Here is a 15599-nt window from a genome sequence, read left to right on the forward strand (position 1 = left end):
TTGATTATTTTATAGATGAAAAATATTATTTCCGAATTGCAATGGCGTGGATTGGTTCACGACATTATGCCAGGAACCGAAGAGCAACTTTTAAAAGAAATGACCGCAACCTATATTGGATTTGACCCTACATCAGATTCACTGCATATTGGTAGTTTGGTGCCGATAATTTTATTGGTTCACCTCAAAAATTTTGGACACAAACCTATTGCTTTGGTAGGTGGTGCAACCGGAATGATTGGAGATCCTTCTGGAAAATCGGATGAAAGAAATCTATTGGATGAAGCTACTTTAAATCATAATGTTGAAGGTATAAAAGGGGTTTTATCTCGTTTTTTAGATTTTAACGATACTGCAGTAAATGCTCCAGTTTTAGTCAATAATTACGATTGGATGAAAGGCTTGTCATTCATCAATTTTGCTCGTGATGTAGGTAAACGCATCACTGTTAATTATATGATGGCCAAGGATTCTGTAAAGAAACGTTTGTCTGGAGAAGGAGAAGGAATGTCGTTTACGGAGTTTACATACCAATTGATACAAGGATACGATTTTTATCATTTGCATAAAGAATACAATTGTTTGTTACAAATGGGAGGTTCTGACCAATGGGGGAATATCACCACTGGAACTGAATTAGTAAGGAGGATGAATGTTGGTGAAGAAGCAAAAGCTTTTGCAATGACCTGTCCATTAATCACCAAAGCAGATGGTTCTAAATTCGGGAAATCCGAAGGTGGAAATGTTTGGTTGACAGCCGATAAAACGTCAGTATATAAATTTTACCAGTTTTGGTTGAATACAACCGATGTCGATGCTGAAAAGTACATTAAAATCTTTACTTTTTTGGATCAAGCAACAATTATTACTTTGATTGAAGAACATAAAGTAGCGCCACATTTAAGAGTTTTACAAAGAAAACTAGCCGAAGAGTTGACTGTTTTTGTGCATTCTGCTGAGGAGCTGGAGAAAGCGATTAAAGCCTCGAATATTCTTTTTGGAAATGCTACTGCCGAAGATTTGAAACAATTGGATGAAACAACTTTTCTAGAAGTTTTTGAAGGTGTTCCACAAGCTGAGGTTTCAAGAAATGATGTTGAAGCAGGATTGGATATTGTTGCTGTTTTGAATGAAAAAACAGGATTTTTTAAATCGAATGGTGAGGCAAGAAGAGCTTTGACCGCCAATTCTATTTCGGTAAATAAAGAAAAAGTGAACGAAACATTTGTGCTTTCTGCAAAAGATTTGATTAACAATCAATTTGTATTGTTGCAAAGCGGTAAGAAAAATTACTTTGTGATTAGAGTTAAATAATTGTATAGAGTGAAATTAATCAAATTTTAAACTCAAAAGAATTAACCTTAATGTCTTAATGGTTTGAAAAAAGGCTAAAATTGAATGGGTTTTTATTGTAGTAACTCAAAAATTTTCTAACTTTACTTAAATAAATAATAGTATGGGAACTCAATTTTTGACAGACGAAAAAGGGAATAAGACTGCCGTTTTGTTGCCTATAAAGAAATACAATAAAATGATTGAGCAATTGGAAGATTTGCATGATATAAAATTGTATGATGAAGCTAAAAGAGATGATGATGGCTCTAGGATTCCTATTGATCAAGCATTTAAAATAATTGAAGAAAAGAGGAAAGCAATAAAATAATGGCTTATAGTATTGAATTTAGAAACAAAGTTTTGAAAACTTTGATAAAGATTAAAGAGCCTTATTATTCTAAAATTAAAAAGTAAATTTATGATTTAGCCCAAAATCCTCGACCCCAAGGATGCAAAAAGCTTAAAGGAAGAAAGGGATACAGAATTCGAGTAGGTGATTATAGAGTAATATATGAAATATTTGACAACATCCTTTTGATAGAAGTTGTTGATTTAGGTCACAGGAAGGGCATTTACGATTAAACCACCATTAAATTACATCCTCGAATATCCGAATTATCAAAACGTCCCAATACTTCGAAAGTGGTATTGGGATATTTTTTGCCCAAATCCTGCGTAGCAATAAACGAACAAGAGTTTATGTTGGCCAAGTCAATGACGTTAATTCCGCCCGTTTTTCCGTCGTTTATATAAGAAAGTGCATCTTCGGTGTCGCGAATGTGGATTTGCATCCAAGAAGGGCATTCAAATACGCCGTTTCCTAGCGAATAAGCTTGAGATAGCAGTTCGGTCATTCCGTATTCAGAATGTATGGCTGTTACTCCAAAACCATTGCATAACTGTTCGTGCAGTTCTTCTCGAATCATTTCTTTGCGCTTTCCTTTCATGCCACCCGTTTCCATAATGATGGTGTGCTGTAGATTGAAAGTTCTTTTTTCAATTAAATCCAATAAAGCATAAGTAACGCCTATCAGAATTACATTTTGTCCCGCTTGGTCTAATTCTATCAGTTTTTGGATCAGTTCTTCATGATTGTTGAGGTAGAAACCACTATCGCTGTTGTTGGTTAATTGTATTAAATCTTCCACCATGTAAATCAAAGAAGAACCTTCTCTTTCTAGATAGGAGGGAAGTAAAGCCAAAACCACATAATCCTCAATGTTACCGTAAAATTGAGAAAATCCTTTGCGATAGCTTTCTTCATAAATGGAAACATCGGTAACCAAATGTTTACTGGTTATAATTTTGTTTGATTCCTCTTTAGGGGCTAGGAGACTTGTTGTTCCGCTACTGGTAAAAGTAGCTTGTATGGATTCAGTATTAGAAACAACATTATGACTTTTAAAAAACTGTATGGGTAAAAATGGAATTTGATGCAGCGATTTAACTTTTTGCGGATTGGTTTTTAGTAAATCGCAAAATTCTTGATAAACAAGATTGTTATCATATTGAAATCGGAATACTTTCAGCGCTATTTTTTCAAATTGCTTCTGATTGGAAATCGTAAATATGTCGTTGGCTGAAATCAAGTTCTTTTTTTTGCAAAGGTATTGTTATTTTTTACCTTTTTTTGTTTTTTGAATTTTTTGATCTTCGAAAGTATGTATAAAAAAAGTCCCAATTAAAATTGGAACTTTTATAAAATTGTTTAAGAAGACCTACCTGACTATTAGTTTTCTGCTGCTAGTTGCATTTTCTTCGGTTATTTTTATAATGTATACACCAGGAGAAAGATTGGAAATATTGAGTTCCTTGGTGTTAATTATGGTCTGTAGTACTTTTTTTCCTAAAACATCAAAAATAAGTATTTCTTTTTCTAAATCATTTTTTGAAGTGATGTAGACTTTACCGTTAGTCACAGGGTTCGGATACAAGTTTAACCCTTCAATCGAAGTGTTTTCTTGTGTCTTTGGCGGTTGTTTGATTTCTTGTGCACTTGCACTTGTTGTAAAGAAAACGACCAGTAATAGAGTAATATAAAAGTAATTTTTTGTCATTGGCTTTGTTAGTTGACAGTAAATATAGTAAAAAAAATGATTCAAAAAAAAATACCTCTCAAAAATTGAGAGGTATTTTAAACTAATTCAATGTTTTAATTATTTTATTAAGCTAACCCCGTCAACAGTAGACCATGCACCAGCAGTCAATGTAGCTCCAGTAGCTGTAGTACTAGTTGACCAGTTTGTTCCAGGAACAAAACTAGCTTCAGTCAATGTGAAAGTATTCACTCCTGCAATAAAAATAATAGGAGAATTAGTAATTTTCACATTGTTTAATTTAATCTTTCCTCCAACAACTTGGGCGTCATAAGTAGCTTTGTCTTGTACTTGAATTACACCACCATTAAATGCAGTAGGAGCAGTTTGACTTGCATAACCGTCAATTACGATGTTGCTGAAATCTCCATTTCCTTGTTTTTTAAATTGAAAAGCATCTAATTGAATTTCACCTTGTGCTTCAGTTGTCGTACCAGCAGCTCTTTTTAGAGTGATGTTTGTAACTTTAGGCCAGAATGCATTATCAACACTTTTAGATTCTACTTCTAGTCCGTAATTTGCAACACCTGTTTGGTAAGCATACCAGTTTGTGTTATCTTGACCTCTCCATCCATCTTGCCAGTCAAATGAGTCATCAGCATTTCCGTAAGAGATTGAGTTTTTTAAACTTGCTGTACCACCGTAAAATTCAAAACCATCATCGTTACCCATATAGGAAACTAAATTTTCTAGTACAGTTCCTGAACCAACAGAATAGAATGAGAACCCATTATGCTCCTTGCTATTAGTTGTGATTACTAATCCAGCATATTCAACTCTTACATATTTCAAAGAACCTCCATTATGTGTTGCATTTGCGCCTCCGTATGATAATGATAAACCATCTTCTGATTTTGCAGTTTGTGGTGCAACAGCAGTTGCTGAATTTACAATTGGAGCATCACCGTACATAATAATACCAGCCCAAGAACCTGCTGTTTTTTGTTTTGCAGTAAAAACGATTGGAGCATCAGCGGTACCATTTGCAATTAATTTTCCTCCAAGTAATACTATAAGACCATTTTCACCAGTAGTTTTATCTGCAGTAATTGTAGACCCAGGTGCAAAAGTAACAGTAACTCCTGTTGGAATTTTAACCATTCCTTTTAAAGTGTAGTTACCATAAGCATATACTTTGTCTGCTGTGAAATCTCCAGTTATTTCTCCTGTTGCAGCTGGAATAGCAGTTACAGTTACCGTTCTTGTTACTGGTCCTGCAGTATTTGCTACTGTATAAGTAATTACAGAAGTTCCAACTGTTACACCTGTTATTACGCCTGTTTTTGCATCAACTGTCGCAACGGCTGGAGTTGCACTTGTAAATGTTCCGCCTGTAGTTGTGCTTGCAAAAGTAGTTGTTGTTCCAACAATAATACTTTCGTTTCCAGTTAATGCTGCAACTGTTGCTGGTGTTGCGTCATCATCATTACTACATGATGCGATTAATAAGCCTAAAGACATTGCTAAAGCTAAAAATTTTGTTTTCATAGTTTGTGTGTTATTTTTCATAATTTGATTTGTCAAAAGTAGTTTGGGAGTTCTGAATAGATGTTACCTAATGATTACAAAAAAGTTACCAAAATCAATATATAATGTAAAGTTAAGGTTATGTGATTATTTTGATTTTTATTCATTAAAAAAGCCCTGTAAATACAGGGCTTTAGATATTGTTAATTAATTGCTCTTTTAGAAAGTATAGGATACGTTCATAGAAAAACCTATGCCTTTTTTATATTCTTTAATTGTTAAATCACTTTCAGTGATCGGGATTCGGCTCTCTTTACCTAATTCTATTTTGTAGCTTGGGTTTAATAAGTTGTCTGCTGAAAATTTAACTTCAAATTTATCTGAAATTTTATTTTGCCAAATAAAATCAAGTTTTCCAAAAGGCATTTCATAATAATTATCCAATCCATTGGTACCCACGGCATAAATTCGTTTACTATAGATATTGTATACCATACTCATTGAACTTTTCCACATTTTGCTAAATTCAGAGTCATATTTAATATCAGCATTTAATATCCAAGGAGATGCTCCTTGTAGTTTTCTTGATGGATTAGCGTCATTTGCAATAGTTTCAGAACTGTTAGCTCCATTTTTAGAAGTTTCAATAGTTACCTTGGTATCCATTAATGATGCGTTGGCACCCAGAGAGAAATTAGATAATGATTCTGAAATTCTTTCCAATTGGAATAAGAATTCAAATTCTGCACCATAAAGTATAGCTTCTTTAGAGTTACCATATGTTATGATTTGCCCACCGCTTCCTGCTGAATTTGTAAATAATCGCTCAATAGGATTTTCTATTACTTTTGTGAAAATTGTAGCGGATATTAACTCTTTATTTGTTGGAAACAATTCGTATTTTAAATCAAAGTTGTAATTGTCACTATTGATTAATAATGGATTACCTTGTTCTATAGTTCCGTCTGGATTTACAAATTCAAGAGGATAAGACTCCATAATTACTGGTCTTGTAATTGTTTTTGAGGCTGCAAATCGTAAGTTTGAATTTTGATTTAAAATGTATCTTGCATTCAAAGAAGGTAAAAAATCGATTTTGTCATCTTTTTGTGTTATAAAAGGATCTGAAAAACTTCCAGATGTTTTATATTTTGTTTCCCTATTAGTCTGTTCTATTCTTGCACCTGCATTTAATTCTAATTTTTCATTAAATTTCAATTCAAGGTCTAAGTAACCAGCGTTAATAAACTCATCTAAAAGTGCTTTGTATGTTGAGTTTGTTCCTTCGTTGTAGGTGAAATTATTGTTTAAAATCTCGGTTTTTAAAAAGTTATCAGGAGTGTTTGTTGGGAAAGTTGCCGTATTTGAGTTTAATCTTTGGGATACTAAAAACCTAAATTCAGACCCCATTTTATTCATATATCCGCTATATCCTGCTGTCAACTTGTTTGATTGGCTTATGTCCTCATTCCCAAATTTCCAACTGTATTCAAGTAAGCCAGAGACATGCTGCTCACCTTTAAAATCAAGATATTGTCTCGTTATGCTATTACCAGAATAAGATATCGAAGTTGTATTGTCATCAATCTTAATACCTTTGAAAGATTTTCTATCAGGAAGTTCGTACTGTGTTGTGGAGTATGAAACTCCCGATTTTATATTGTGTCTGTCATCTTCGGTTATTTTGTAATTACCAAATAATTGTGTGTTTAAAAAAGTTGACTCTTGTAATTGGTTCATTCTAATAAAGCCATTAGTTTGAGTTGAATTTGAATTTGTATAACCCAGCTGATCTTGTATTAAATTTTCATTCGATTTCAAATAGGTGGTATTTGAGGTCAGGGATAGTCTTTTTGTTTTGTAAGTCAAAGCTGCCAATACAGAAGAGTTTGTTATGAATTTGTATTGTGTTGTAACTAAATCATTGTCATAGTTTCCTTGTGCTGTATTGAAAAATCTATCGGCACCATTTCTAAATTGAAATTTATTATCATAGTTAAGCGAAATCAAATATTGAAATATGTTTTGTTTTTCGCCTAAAATGAATTTTTCTGAATGTAGAATTCCAAAACTTGTGTTTAAAGGTGATGTATCACTTTTAACATCAAAACCTGATCCAAATCCGTTTGCTGCTTGGTCTGAAGTTAATGTCTGATTACTTGGAATTTTGGTTAATGCAGATGGCAAATCTCTTTCGTTACCTGAAAATCCAAAAAAATCAGCTGTAGAATTCGCGTCTTTAGAAATTAGGAATTTTTTTAGGTTATTGTTTGTTGTATAACCCGCTCCAAAATTAATTTTAGTCTGACTTTTTCCAGAATTTGCTGTTACTATGTTAAAAGTTGCTCCTGCAAAATCCCCATATAAATTAGTATTGAAAGTTTTGTAGGTTTCTAAAACACTAACGATATCTGTTGGAAAAATATCTAAAGCAATAATTTTTTTAAATGGATTGTTTGAAGGTATTGCCAATCCATTAAGTAGTAAGCTGTTGTAGCGATCTTCTAGGCCTCTTACAAATAAGCCTCGTGATTCTACTTTTGTTATCCCTGTTATTTTTGTCAAGCCTTCCTCAACATCGCTAACACCTTTTCTTGACATTTCTTGTGCACCAATGCTTTGCTTGATTACAGTTGCATTTTTTTGTTCCAATAATAATGCGGTTTCTTTTTCACGACCCCCACTGGATTTAATAACTACGTCTTTCAGTTTGTAACTTCCAGAACCCAATGAGTTATTAAGTGTTACCGTTTCGTTTGCAACCACAGTTACAGGTGCCTCTACGGTTTCATAACCAACAAAGCTAAATTGAACTGTATAATTTCCAGGAGCTATTGTAATTGTATATTTTCCATCTATATCCGTATTGGCTCCAATTTTTGTTCCTTTAATAATGACATTTGCAAAAGGCAAAGATTGATTGTTTGAATCTTTATCTAATAAAGTACCTGCTATTGTTCCTTTGTTTTGAGAGAAACTAATTGTACAAATTAGTAGTGTAAAGAATAGAAATTTTAATTTCATTTTGTGTAGTATTTAATTTTCTGCAAATTAAAGACAGCAATCTAGTCTTAGTGTTAACAATAAGTTATGAATCAATGTTATAATCATTATGAAATTGTTAACATATTAAATTAAAGTTAAGTCCCGCTTTTTTGTATTGTTACTTCTGCTTTATTATTACTTTTACATTGCAACAAAAAGTGATTGTGTCCTATTTATGGGGAATACAATTGAAATACTTAATTTTTGCTACTAATATGAAGAAAAGAAACACAAAAATTCTTCTGGTTGATGATGAGCCAGATATTTTAGAAATTGTTGGTTATAATTTAGTTCAAGAAGGATATCAAATTATTACTGCTGTAAATGGTAAAGAAGCCATTGAAAAAGCAAAAAAAGAATTGCCAGATCTTATCATTATGGATGTAATGATGCCTGAAATGGATGGAATGGAAGCTTGTGAAAATATTAGAAAAATTCCTGAATTACATAATGTTATTATTACTTTTTTGACCGCTAGAAATGAAGATTATTCTCAAATGGCTGGTTTTGACGCTGGTGCAGATGATTATATTACTAAGCCAATTAAACCAAAATTATTGGTTAGTAAAGTGAAAGCATTGTTACGAAGATTAAAAGATAAAGATCAAAGCAGTGAAACACTTAATGTGGGCGGAATTGAAATCAATCGGGAAGAATATAAGATTGTTAAGGATGATCTTGAAATAGCTTTGCCAAGAAAAGAATTCGAATTGTTTTATTTACTGGCTTCAAAACCTGGTAAAGTATTCAAAAGAGAAGAAATTTTAGATAAAGTTTGGGGTAACGATGTTGTTGTTGGAGGCCGTACTATTGATGTGCACATAAGAAAACTTCGTGAAAAAATTGGAGATGATTTTTTTAAAACAATAAAAGGAGTAGGTTATAAGTTTGAAGTTTAAATAATTAGTACTTTTGAGAGCTGTTTAATGTCTCTTAAATGTACAATATATTGAGTGCTATATCACTAATGAAAATCAATTTTAAAAAAAGTTACAAATTTGCTTTAAAATCTTCTTTGTATATAAGTTTGTTTGTATCTGGTTTTTGTATGATTCTATCTGCATTGCTTTTCAAATCAAATTACAGTAGCGTATTGTTATTTGGATTTTTAAGTTTGTTTTTTGTTTATGTGTTTTCTTTTTTTGTGTTGCAATATCGTGTAGAACGTTTTATATACAGAAGAGTAAAAAAAATATATGACGACGTAGCTTTATTAGAATCAAGTACTTTTATCAATAAGCCTATCACTACAGATATGGAAACTTTAACTCGTGAAGTTAAAAAATTTGCTACTGATAAAAAATTAGAAATTGAAATGCTTCAAGTTCGTGAAGAATACCGAAGAGAATTTCTAGGAAACGTTTCTCATGAACTAAAAACTCCATTATTTACAGTACAAGGTTACCTTTCTACTTTAATTGATGGTGCAATGGAAGACAAATCCATTCGAAAAAAATACCTAAAACGTGCCGAAAAAGGAGTAGAACGTTTGATTTATATTGTAGAAGATTTGGATATGATAACCAAATTAGAATCTGGAGATTTGAATCTTGAATTTGTTCAGTTTGATATTGTAAAATTAATTCAAAATGTTTTCGATTTGTTAGAAATGAAAGCCGATAAAAAGAAAATCACACTTGCATTCGAAAATCGTCATATTCAACCCATTTTTGTAAACGGCGATAAAGATAAAATTCAACAAGTAATCGAAAATTTAATAGTTAATTCTATAAAATACGGAAAAGAAGAAGGGTTAACAGAAGTATCTATTGTGAACTTAACCAACAAAAAAGTGTTAATTCGTGTTACAGACAATGGAGAAGGGATAGAGGGTCAAAATGTACCACGTCTTTTTGAACGTTTTTACAGAGTAGACAAAAGTGGTTCTCGAACCGAAGGCGGTTCAGGATTAGGGCTTTCAATTGTAAAGCATATAATAGAAGCCCACAAAGAAAAAATTTACGTAGAAAGTGAATTTGGAATCGGTTCCGAGTTTTCATTTACACTCGAAAAAACATTTATTACCGATCAATACGGGTTAAAGAAAAAATTAAATTAAACATTTGTTAACACATGTAATAATTATTATAAAAAACTGATAACCAAACATATAAATTAAAATACAAGATCAGTAATGATTTAATATTGATTAAGAAAAAACTTATTAACATTAAATTAGCATCTAAATAACGTTGTGTTAACCTTAGCTTAACATTGCAGTATCACCTTTGCGCAAAATTAAAATTTGTTTAAGGTGAATATGAAGTGTATTATAGTTGCAGTAGGAGTATTTTGTTTTGGAATTGCAAATGCACAAGAGGTTGAAAATGATTCTATTAAATCAATTGGTACAATTAGTATTGATTCGTTACAACAAGAAATAAGTTTACATCAATTAAAATTTGATGCATTAAATGAACAATTATCTCCTTTACAAGAGCAAGTAGATAAAATAGCTAAGTTAAAAATATCGGGTTACATTCAGGCACAATATGAGACTTATGATACTTGGAATGCTGGAATTCATGGTTTAAACCCTGTTACAGGCGCAGCTCCATCTACAAATACATTTTCTCTAAGGAGAGCAAGGGTTAAATTTACTTACGAGCCGATAGATGGTGTAAAGTTTGTTTTATGTCCAAATTTTGAAATTGATAGAGTGAGGCTTACGGATGTTTATGTCATGTTTAATGATCGTTGGACAAATACATTCTCATTGTGGGTAGGGCTATTTAATCGTCCTACTTATGAAGTGGAGTTTTCATCTGCATCGAGAGAATTTGCAGAAAGAAGTTTGTTCACCCGTATTTTATATCCACAAGAAAGAGATCAAGGTGCTAAATTAGAAGCCAATTTTATGACAAAATATGAAATTCCATTAAAACTTCAAGTAGCAGTATTGAATGGGAATTTTGGAACAGGAGCCGCTGTGAATCAAGTTAAAGATGTAGATAATAGTAAAGATATAATGGCTAGAGCTGTTTATTCATTAAAATTTCCAAGACAGTCACTAGGGATTGATTTTGGAGGTCTTGGGTATTTTGGTAATAATGAAGTAATTACTCAAACTACTACTCCAGCAATATTTACCGATGAAAATGGAAATAAATTTACTCCAAAAGTAGGAGATAATCTTAAAAAAGAATGGTATGGTGCAGAGATGCAAGTGTATTATGATTTTCTTGGTGGAACTTCATTTAAAACCGAGTATATTAGAGGTACGTTGTCTGGATTCAAAGCTACTGATTTTCCAACACAAGTGAATACATTATTTACTCTTAATAATAAAGTAAGAGATATAGAAGGGTATTATTTTTCATTCATAAAAAACATTGGAATTGACCATATGTTGTCTGTAAGGTATGATGTCTTTGACCCAAACACAAAGAAATCTGGAAATGAAGTATCTACTATAGATGATTTGAAATTCAAGAACTGGACGTTTGCTTATCAGTATTTCTTTGATGAAAATGTAAAAATAATGTTGAGTTATACCATGCCTCTAAATGAAAAAAGCGCAAATCCAGCTATCACTAACCCAGATTTTGCTAATATTGACCATATAGATAATTCTTTAACATTGAGATTTCAAGCAAAATTCTAAAATTTTAAAAAAAAATATTAATTTATATCAAAATGAAAACAACAAAATTAAAAGTAGCATTAATAGTATTAGTAGTAATGGGAATTGGTTTTTCTTTTACCACAATTAACAAAGTGACCGTAAAAGGGTCTGATACCATGGTTATTTTATCTCAAAAATGGGCTGAAGTATATATGAAAAAAAATCCAGGTGCTTCTATTCAAGTTACTGGTGGTGGATCTGGTGTAGGATTGGCAGCTTTGATTAATGGATCTACAGATATTGCCAATTCAAGTCGTCCAATCAAACCTTCTGAAGTAGAGAAACTAAAAGCTAGATACAATTCAATGGGAGTTGAAATTGCTTGTGCCAAAGATGGTTTGTCTGTGTATTTGAATAAAGCAAATGCGGTTTCTACACTTACTATTAAACAAATTGGACAAATCTTTGCTGGAAAAATTACAAACTGGAAAGAAGTTGGTGGTGCAGATGCTTCTATCAAATTATATGGTAGAGAAAGTAGTTCAGGTACTTTTACTTTCTTTAAAGATAATGTGGTAAGAACAGATTTTTCTCCATCTTGTCAAACATTGCCAGGAACTGCGGCTATTGTAAATGCAGTTAAGAAAGATAAATATTCAATTGGATACGGTGGTGCAGCTTACGCAGAAGGTGTAAAAGATTGTGCAGTTAAAAAAGATGACAAAAGTCCTGCAATATTACCAACTGGAACTACTATCAAAAATCATACTTATCCTATTTCAAGATATTTGTATATGTATTTGAAATCAAAACCAACTGGAGAAACTAAGGCATTTATTGATTGGATTCTTAGTCCTGCAGGTCAAGGATTAATTGAAGAAGTAGGTTATTTTCCTCTAAAATAAAAGTATTAAAGAAAGTATCCCTCATTTTTTAAAGTGGGGGATATTTGTGTTTATACAATATCAATTCCTAAATACAAAAGGATGAATTCTCAACTACCGATCAAGCAAACTTTTACCAAAGAAAGTTTAAAAAAACAATTCAGACTTTCTGAATTCCTTGCTGAAAAGATTATTTCTACTATTGCTTTTTTATCAATCGCGATAATTTTTTTGATTTTCATTTTTGTTTTCAAAGAATCATTGCCATTGTTTAGTTTTGGTAATAAAGAAAAAGCAAAAACAGAAATTCAATCTACAACAACAAATAAACCTGAAACCTACGGATCAACTACTGAGGAATTGAAACCAGAAACATACGGTTCTGAATCAGCAGAAGAGTTGAAGCCTGAGACGTATGAAGAACCTACTGAGGAATTAAAGCCTGAGACTTATGGTTCTGAACCTGTTTCTCAGGAAGATTTGAAACCCGAATCCTATGGTGATACTCCTACAGAAGATTTAACTGTTGCTTCAGCTGATGAAGCAATGGATGCTGTTTCTGAAAACAAAGAAGGAGCTGATAAAACATGGAGTACATTTTTTACTACAGAATGGGTTCCTGTTTCTGATAATCCTAGATTTGGATTGTTAGGTTTGTTGATTGGGACCTTGAAAGTAACTATTATTGCAATGCTTATTGCGGGTCCTTTGGCTATTTTTGCCGCTCTGTATACGTCTTGTTTTGCATCAAAAAGAGTAAAAGAAATCATTAAACCAATAATAGAGATGTTGGCTGCTTTTCCTTCTGTAGTAATTGGATTTTTTGCTTTGATGGTTTTGGCTTCCTTTTTTCAAAATGTTTTTGGTTACGATTCAAGATTAAATGCTTTTATAGGTGGAGTTGCAATGGCTTTGGCTGCTATTCCCATTATATACACCATCTCTGAAGATGCTTTGGCTGCGGTTCCAAAAACATATACCGAAGCTAGTTTGGCATTGGGAGCCAGTAAATGGCAAACTGCCTTTTTTGTTATTTTACCAGCTGCTACTCCAGGTATTTTTGCAGCACTTTTATTAGGAGTAGGTAGGGTTTTTGGTGAAACAATGATTGCACTTATGGCAACAGGAAATGCTGCTTTGGTTTCGGCAAACCCTTTTGAAAGTGTGCGAACTTTTGCAGCGACTATTGGTTCAGAAATGTCTGAAACTGTATTTGGCGATACGCATTATAGTGTGTTATTTTTTATAGGATCATTACTTTTTATTTTCTCATTTGCTTTAAATGCAGTAGCTGAGTTTTATGTTAAAGGTAAATTATTAAAAAAATTCCAAGGTAAATAATTATGGAAAAAGTATTAGAAGATTCAGGGGTTCACTTTTTTTCAAGTAAGAAAAGTGCGTCTGATATAAAAGGAAAGGTTTTTGTTGGAGTTACGCAATTGGCGGTTATACTCATTATTGCTATTCTTTTTATTATTTTGGGTATTATTGTTTATGAAGGTAGAACTAAATTCTCTTGGGAATTTATATCTTCTTTCCCTACAAACGGTATGACCGAAGGAGGGATTTTCCCTGCCTTAATAGGTACTTTTATTTTAGTTATTGTAATGTCTATAGCAGCAGTGCCTTTTGGAACAATCACTGCTTTGTACTTGACAGAATATGCCAGTGAAAATTCAAAATTTGCTGCGGCCGTTCGATTTTCAGTTCGTACTTTAGCAGTTGTACCTTCTATAATATTTGGTCTTTTTGGACTTGGATTTTTCATCCAATTTCTGGGAGCGGGTGCTGATACAGCCTTTAATGGGGGACAATTGCGATGGGGTCAACCCAACATTCTTTGGGCAAGTTTAACAATGTCTTTACTAACTTTACCTGTAATAATTGTTTCTGTTGAAGAAGCTTTAAAAACAATACCTCGTGAATTAAGAGAAGCCAGTTTGGCTCTTGGTGCAACAAAATGGCAAACGATTAAAAAAGTTGTTCTTCCTGGATCTGTTTCAGGTATAATGACGGGTACGATTCTGGCTGTAAGTAGAGGAGCAGGTGAAGTTGCCCCCATTTTGTTTACAGGAGCTGCTTATTATTTGGCAACCTTGCCAGGTTCTTTGAGTGATCAGTTTATGAATTTGGGGTATCATATTTACATCATGTCCACTCAATCTTCCGATGTGGAGAAAACAATGCCGATACAATTTGCTACTACCTTGGTATTATTAATTTTGACACTGTCGCTTAATATTGTAGCCGTAATTATTAGATCAAGAATTAGAAGAAAAGCAAAATAATATTCAGTTTAATTATATAATTTATTATTTTAGACTCAACAAATAAAAAATGAAAGACATAAAAATAAAAGTTAATGATTTATCATTATACTACGGCGAAAAACAAGCATTGAATGAAATAACAATGGATATTCCAGCCAATAAAGTGACAGCTTTAATAGGCCCTTCTGGATGTGGAAAATCTACTTTTCTGAGATGTATCAACAGAATGAATGACTTAATTCCAAGTGTTTCAATTACTGGAAAAATGTTGGTTGAAGATGTTGATATCTATGATAAAAATGTTGACGTTGTAAATATTCGCAAAAAAATCGGAATGGTTTTTCAAAAATCAAACCCTTTTCCGAAATCTATTTATGAAAATATTGCATACGGACCACGTATCAACGGAATAAAAGACAAAACACAATTGGATGAGATAGTTGAAACTTCATTACGTAAAGCGGCTATTTGGGACGAACTTAAAGACCGATTGGATGACTCAGCATTGGGGTTGTCTGGTGGACAACAACAACGTTTGTGTATTGGAAGAACTTTGGCGGTAAGCCCAGATATCATTTTGATGGATGAGCCTGCAAGTGCATTGGACCCAATCTCAACTTCAAAAATTGAAGAATTAGTACATGAGTTAAAAGAACAATATACCATTATTATTGTAACTCACAATATGCAACAAGCGGCAAGAACAAGTGATTACACGGCTTTCTTTTATATGGGGAATTTAATAGAAATGGGAAAAACAAATTCTATATTTACAAAACCTGTACAAAAACAAACCGAAGATTATATTACAGGTAGATTTGGATAGTAGTGAAATATGGTTTAGTCTTGTTTAAAATAGTTTAAAACGTTTAATTTTGGGTTGGATTTTTTTGACTCGTTGCTTAATACAATGTTCCTTGGTATTTTCAAACCGTGT

The 15599-nt window shown here is 32.5% G+C and carries 14 protein-coding genes; 10 read left to right on the forward strand and 4 right to left on the reverse strand.

What is annotated here, in order from left to right; translation table 11 throughout:
- Nucleotides 1-15 precede the first annotated feature (15 nt).
- The 3 genes from tyrS (at nt 16) to AC8GF4_RS17155 (ending at nt 1917) form a co-directional block, all read left to right on the forward strand.
- A complete protein-coding gene (tyrS, locus tag AC8GF4_RS17145; RefSeq protein WP_506596440.1) occupies nt 16-1314 on the forward strand; it encodes a tyrosine--tRNA ligase in 1299 nt (432 codons plus the stop codon).
- A gap of 142 nt (nt 1315-1456) precedes the next feature.
- Entirely contained in the window at nt 1457-1663 is a 207-nt protein-coding gene (locus AC8GF4_RS17150; protein WP_506596442.1) for a RelB antitoxin-like protein, read from the forward strand.
- Between the two features lie 86 nt (nt 1664-1749).
- The gene (locus AC8GF4_RS17155) at nt 1750-1917 is read left to right on the forward strand and encodes a type II toxin-antitoxin system RelE family toxin (protein WP_506596628.1); all 168 of its coding nucleotides are present in this window, start codon (nt 1750-1752) and stop codon (nt 1915-1917) included.
- On the opposite strand, the gene AC8GF4_RS17160 is transcribed toward AC8GF4_RS17155, so the two are convergent.
- The 4 genes from AC8GF4_RS17160 to AC8GF4_RS17175 form a co-directional block, all read right to left on the reverse strand.
- Nucleotides 1914-2924, reverse strand: a complete 1011-nt coding sequence (locus AC8GF4_RS17160) for a LuxE/PaaK family acyltransferase (RefSeq protein ID WP_506596444.1) — start codon at nt 2922-2924, stop codon at nt 1914-1916. The genes AC8GF4_RS17155 and AC8GF4_RS17160 overlap by 4 nt on opposite strands.
- A 129-nt stretch (nt 2925-3053) precedes the next feature.
- Nucleotides 3054-3392: a T9SS type A sorting domain-containing protein gene (locus AC8GF4_RS17165; RefSeq protein WP_506596446.1), complete on the reverse strand. Its 339-nt coding sequence runs from the start codon at nt 3390-3392 to the stop codon at nt 3054-3056.
- A gap of 99 nt (nt 3393-3491) precedes the next feature.
- A complete protein-coding gene (locus AC8GF4_RS17170; protein WP_506596448.1) occupies nt 3492-4919 on the reverse strand; it encodes a beta-helix domain-containing protein in 1428 nt (475 codons plus the stop codon).
- A gap of 198 nt (nt 4920-5117) precedes the next feature.
- The gene (locus AC8GF4_RS17175) at nt 5118-7922 is read right to left on the reverse strand and encodes a TonB-dependent receptor (protein WP_506596450.1); all 2805 of its coding nucleotides are present in this window, start codon (nt 7920-7922) and stop codon (nt 5118-5120) included.
- Between the two features lie 236 nt (nt 7923-8158).
- Between AC8GF4_RS17175 and AC8GF4_RS17180 the strand changes: the two genes are divergently transcribed.
- From AC8GF4_RS17180 to pstB, 7 genes are all read left to right on the forward strand, one after another.
- On the forward strand, nt 8159-8842 hold the full coding sequence (locus AC8GF4_RS17180; RefSeq protein WP_506596452.1) for a response regulator transcription factor: 684 nt from the start codon (nt 8159-8161) through the stop codon (nt 8840-8842).
- Nucleotides 8843-8910: 68 nt separating this feature from the next.
- Complete coding sequence (locus AC8GF4_RS17185; RefSeq protein ID WP_506596630.1) at nt 8911-10002, forward strand: sensor histidine kinase; 1092 nt, start codon at nt 8911-8913, stop codon at nt 10000-10002.
- A gap of 201 nt (nt 10003-10203) precedes the next feature.
- Nucleotides 10204-11547, forward strand: coding sequence for a putative porin (locus AC8GF4_RS17190; protein ID WP_506596453.1), 1344 nt, complete (start codon nt 10204-10206; stop codon nt 11545-11547).
- Nucleotides 11548-11579: 32 nt separating this feature from the next.
- Nucleotides 11580-12413 carry a phosphate ABC transporter substrate-binding protein gene (locus tag AC8GF4_RS17195; RefSeq protein ID WP_506596455.1) on the forward strand — a complete coding sequence of 278 codons (834 nt, stop codon included), beginning with the start codon at nt 11580-11582 and terminating at the stop codon, nt 12411-12413.
- A gap of 81 nt (nt 12414-12494) precedes the next feature.
- Nucleotides 12495-13733 carry a phosphate ABC transporter permease subunit PstC gene (gene pstC / locus AC8GF4_RS17200; protein WP_506596457.1) on the forward strand — a complete coding sequence of 413 codons (1239 nt, stop codon included), beginning with the start codon at nt 12495-12497 and terminating at the stop codon, nt 13731-13733.
- A 2-nt stretch (nt 13734-13735) separates the two neighbouring features.
- Complete coding sequence (pstA, locus tag AC8GF4_RS17205; RefSeq protein WP_506596459.1) at nt 13736-14680, forward strand: phosphate ABC transporter permease PstA; 945 nt, start codon at nt 13736-13738, stop codon at nt 14678-14680.
- Between the two features lie 49 nt (nt 14681-14729).
- The gene (gene pstB, locus AC8GF4_RS17210; RefSeq protein WP_506596460.1) at nt 14730-15488 is read left to right on the forward strand and encodes a phosphate ABC transporter ATP-binding protein PstB; all 759 of its coding nucleotides are present in this window, start codon (nt 14730-14732) and stop codon (nt 15486-15488) included.
- Nucleotides 15489-15599: the final 111 nt, after the last annotated feature.

The organism is Flavobacterium rarum (SeqCode), from assembly GCF_965234445.1.
Taxonomy (GTDB): Bacteria; Bacteroidota; Bacteroidia; order Flavobacteriales; family Flavobacteriaceae; genus Flavobacterium; species Flavobacterium rarum.

Bases quoted from the DNA above. Each gene is read 5' to 3' on its own strand.
- tyrS (WP_506596440.1), top strand. From the start codon at position 16: ATGAAAAATATTATTTCCGAATTGCAATGGCGTGGATTGGTTCACGAC.
- AC8GF4_RS17150 (WP_506596442.1), top strand. From the start codon at position 1,457: ATGGGAACTCAATTTTTGACAGACGAAAAAGGGAATAAGACTGCCGTT.
- AC8GF4_RS17165 (WP_506596446.1), bottom strand. From the start codon at position 3,392: ATGACAAAAAATTACTTTTATATTACTCTATTACTGGTCGTTTTCTTT.
- AC8GF4_RS17170 (WP_506596448.1), bottom strand. From the start codon at position 4,919: ATGAAAACAAAATTTTTAGCTTTAGCAATGTCTTTAGGCTTATTAATC.
- AC8GF4_RS17175 (WP_506596450.1), bottom strand. From the start codon at position 7,922: ATGAAATTAAAATTTCTATTCTTTACACTACTAATTTGTACAATTAGT.
- AC8GF4_RS17180 (WP_506596452.1), top strand. From the start codon at position 8,159: ATGAAGAAAAGAAACACAAAAATTCTTCTGGTTGATGATGAGCCAGAT.
- AC8GF4_RS17185 (WP_506596630.1), top strand. From the start codon at position 8,911: ATGAAAATCAATTTTAAAAAAAGTTACAAATTTGCTTTAAAATCTTCT.
- AC8GF4_RS17190 (WP_506596453.1), top strand. From the start codon at position 10,204: ATGAAGTGTATTATAGTTGCAGTAGGAGTATTTTGTTTTGGAATTGCA.
- AC8GF4_RS17195 (WP_506596455.1), top strand. From the start codon at position 11,580: ATGAAAACAACAAAATTAAAAGTAGCATTAATAGTATTAGTAGTAATG.
- pstC (WP_506596457.1), top strand. From the start codon at position 12,495: ATGAATTCTCAACTACCGATCAAGCAAACTTTTACCAAAGAAAGTTTA.
- pstA (WP_506596459.1), top strand. From the start codon at position 13,736: ATGGAAAAAGTATTAGAAGATTCAGGGGTTCACTTTTTTTCAAGTAAG.
- pstB (WP_506596460.1), top strand. From the start codon at position 14,730: ATGAAAGACATAAAAATAAAAGTTAATGATTTATCATTATACTACGGC.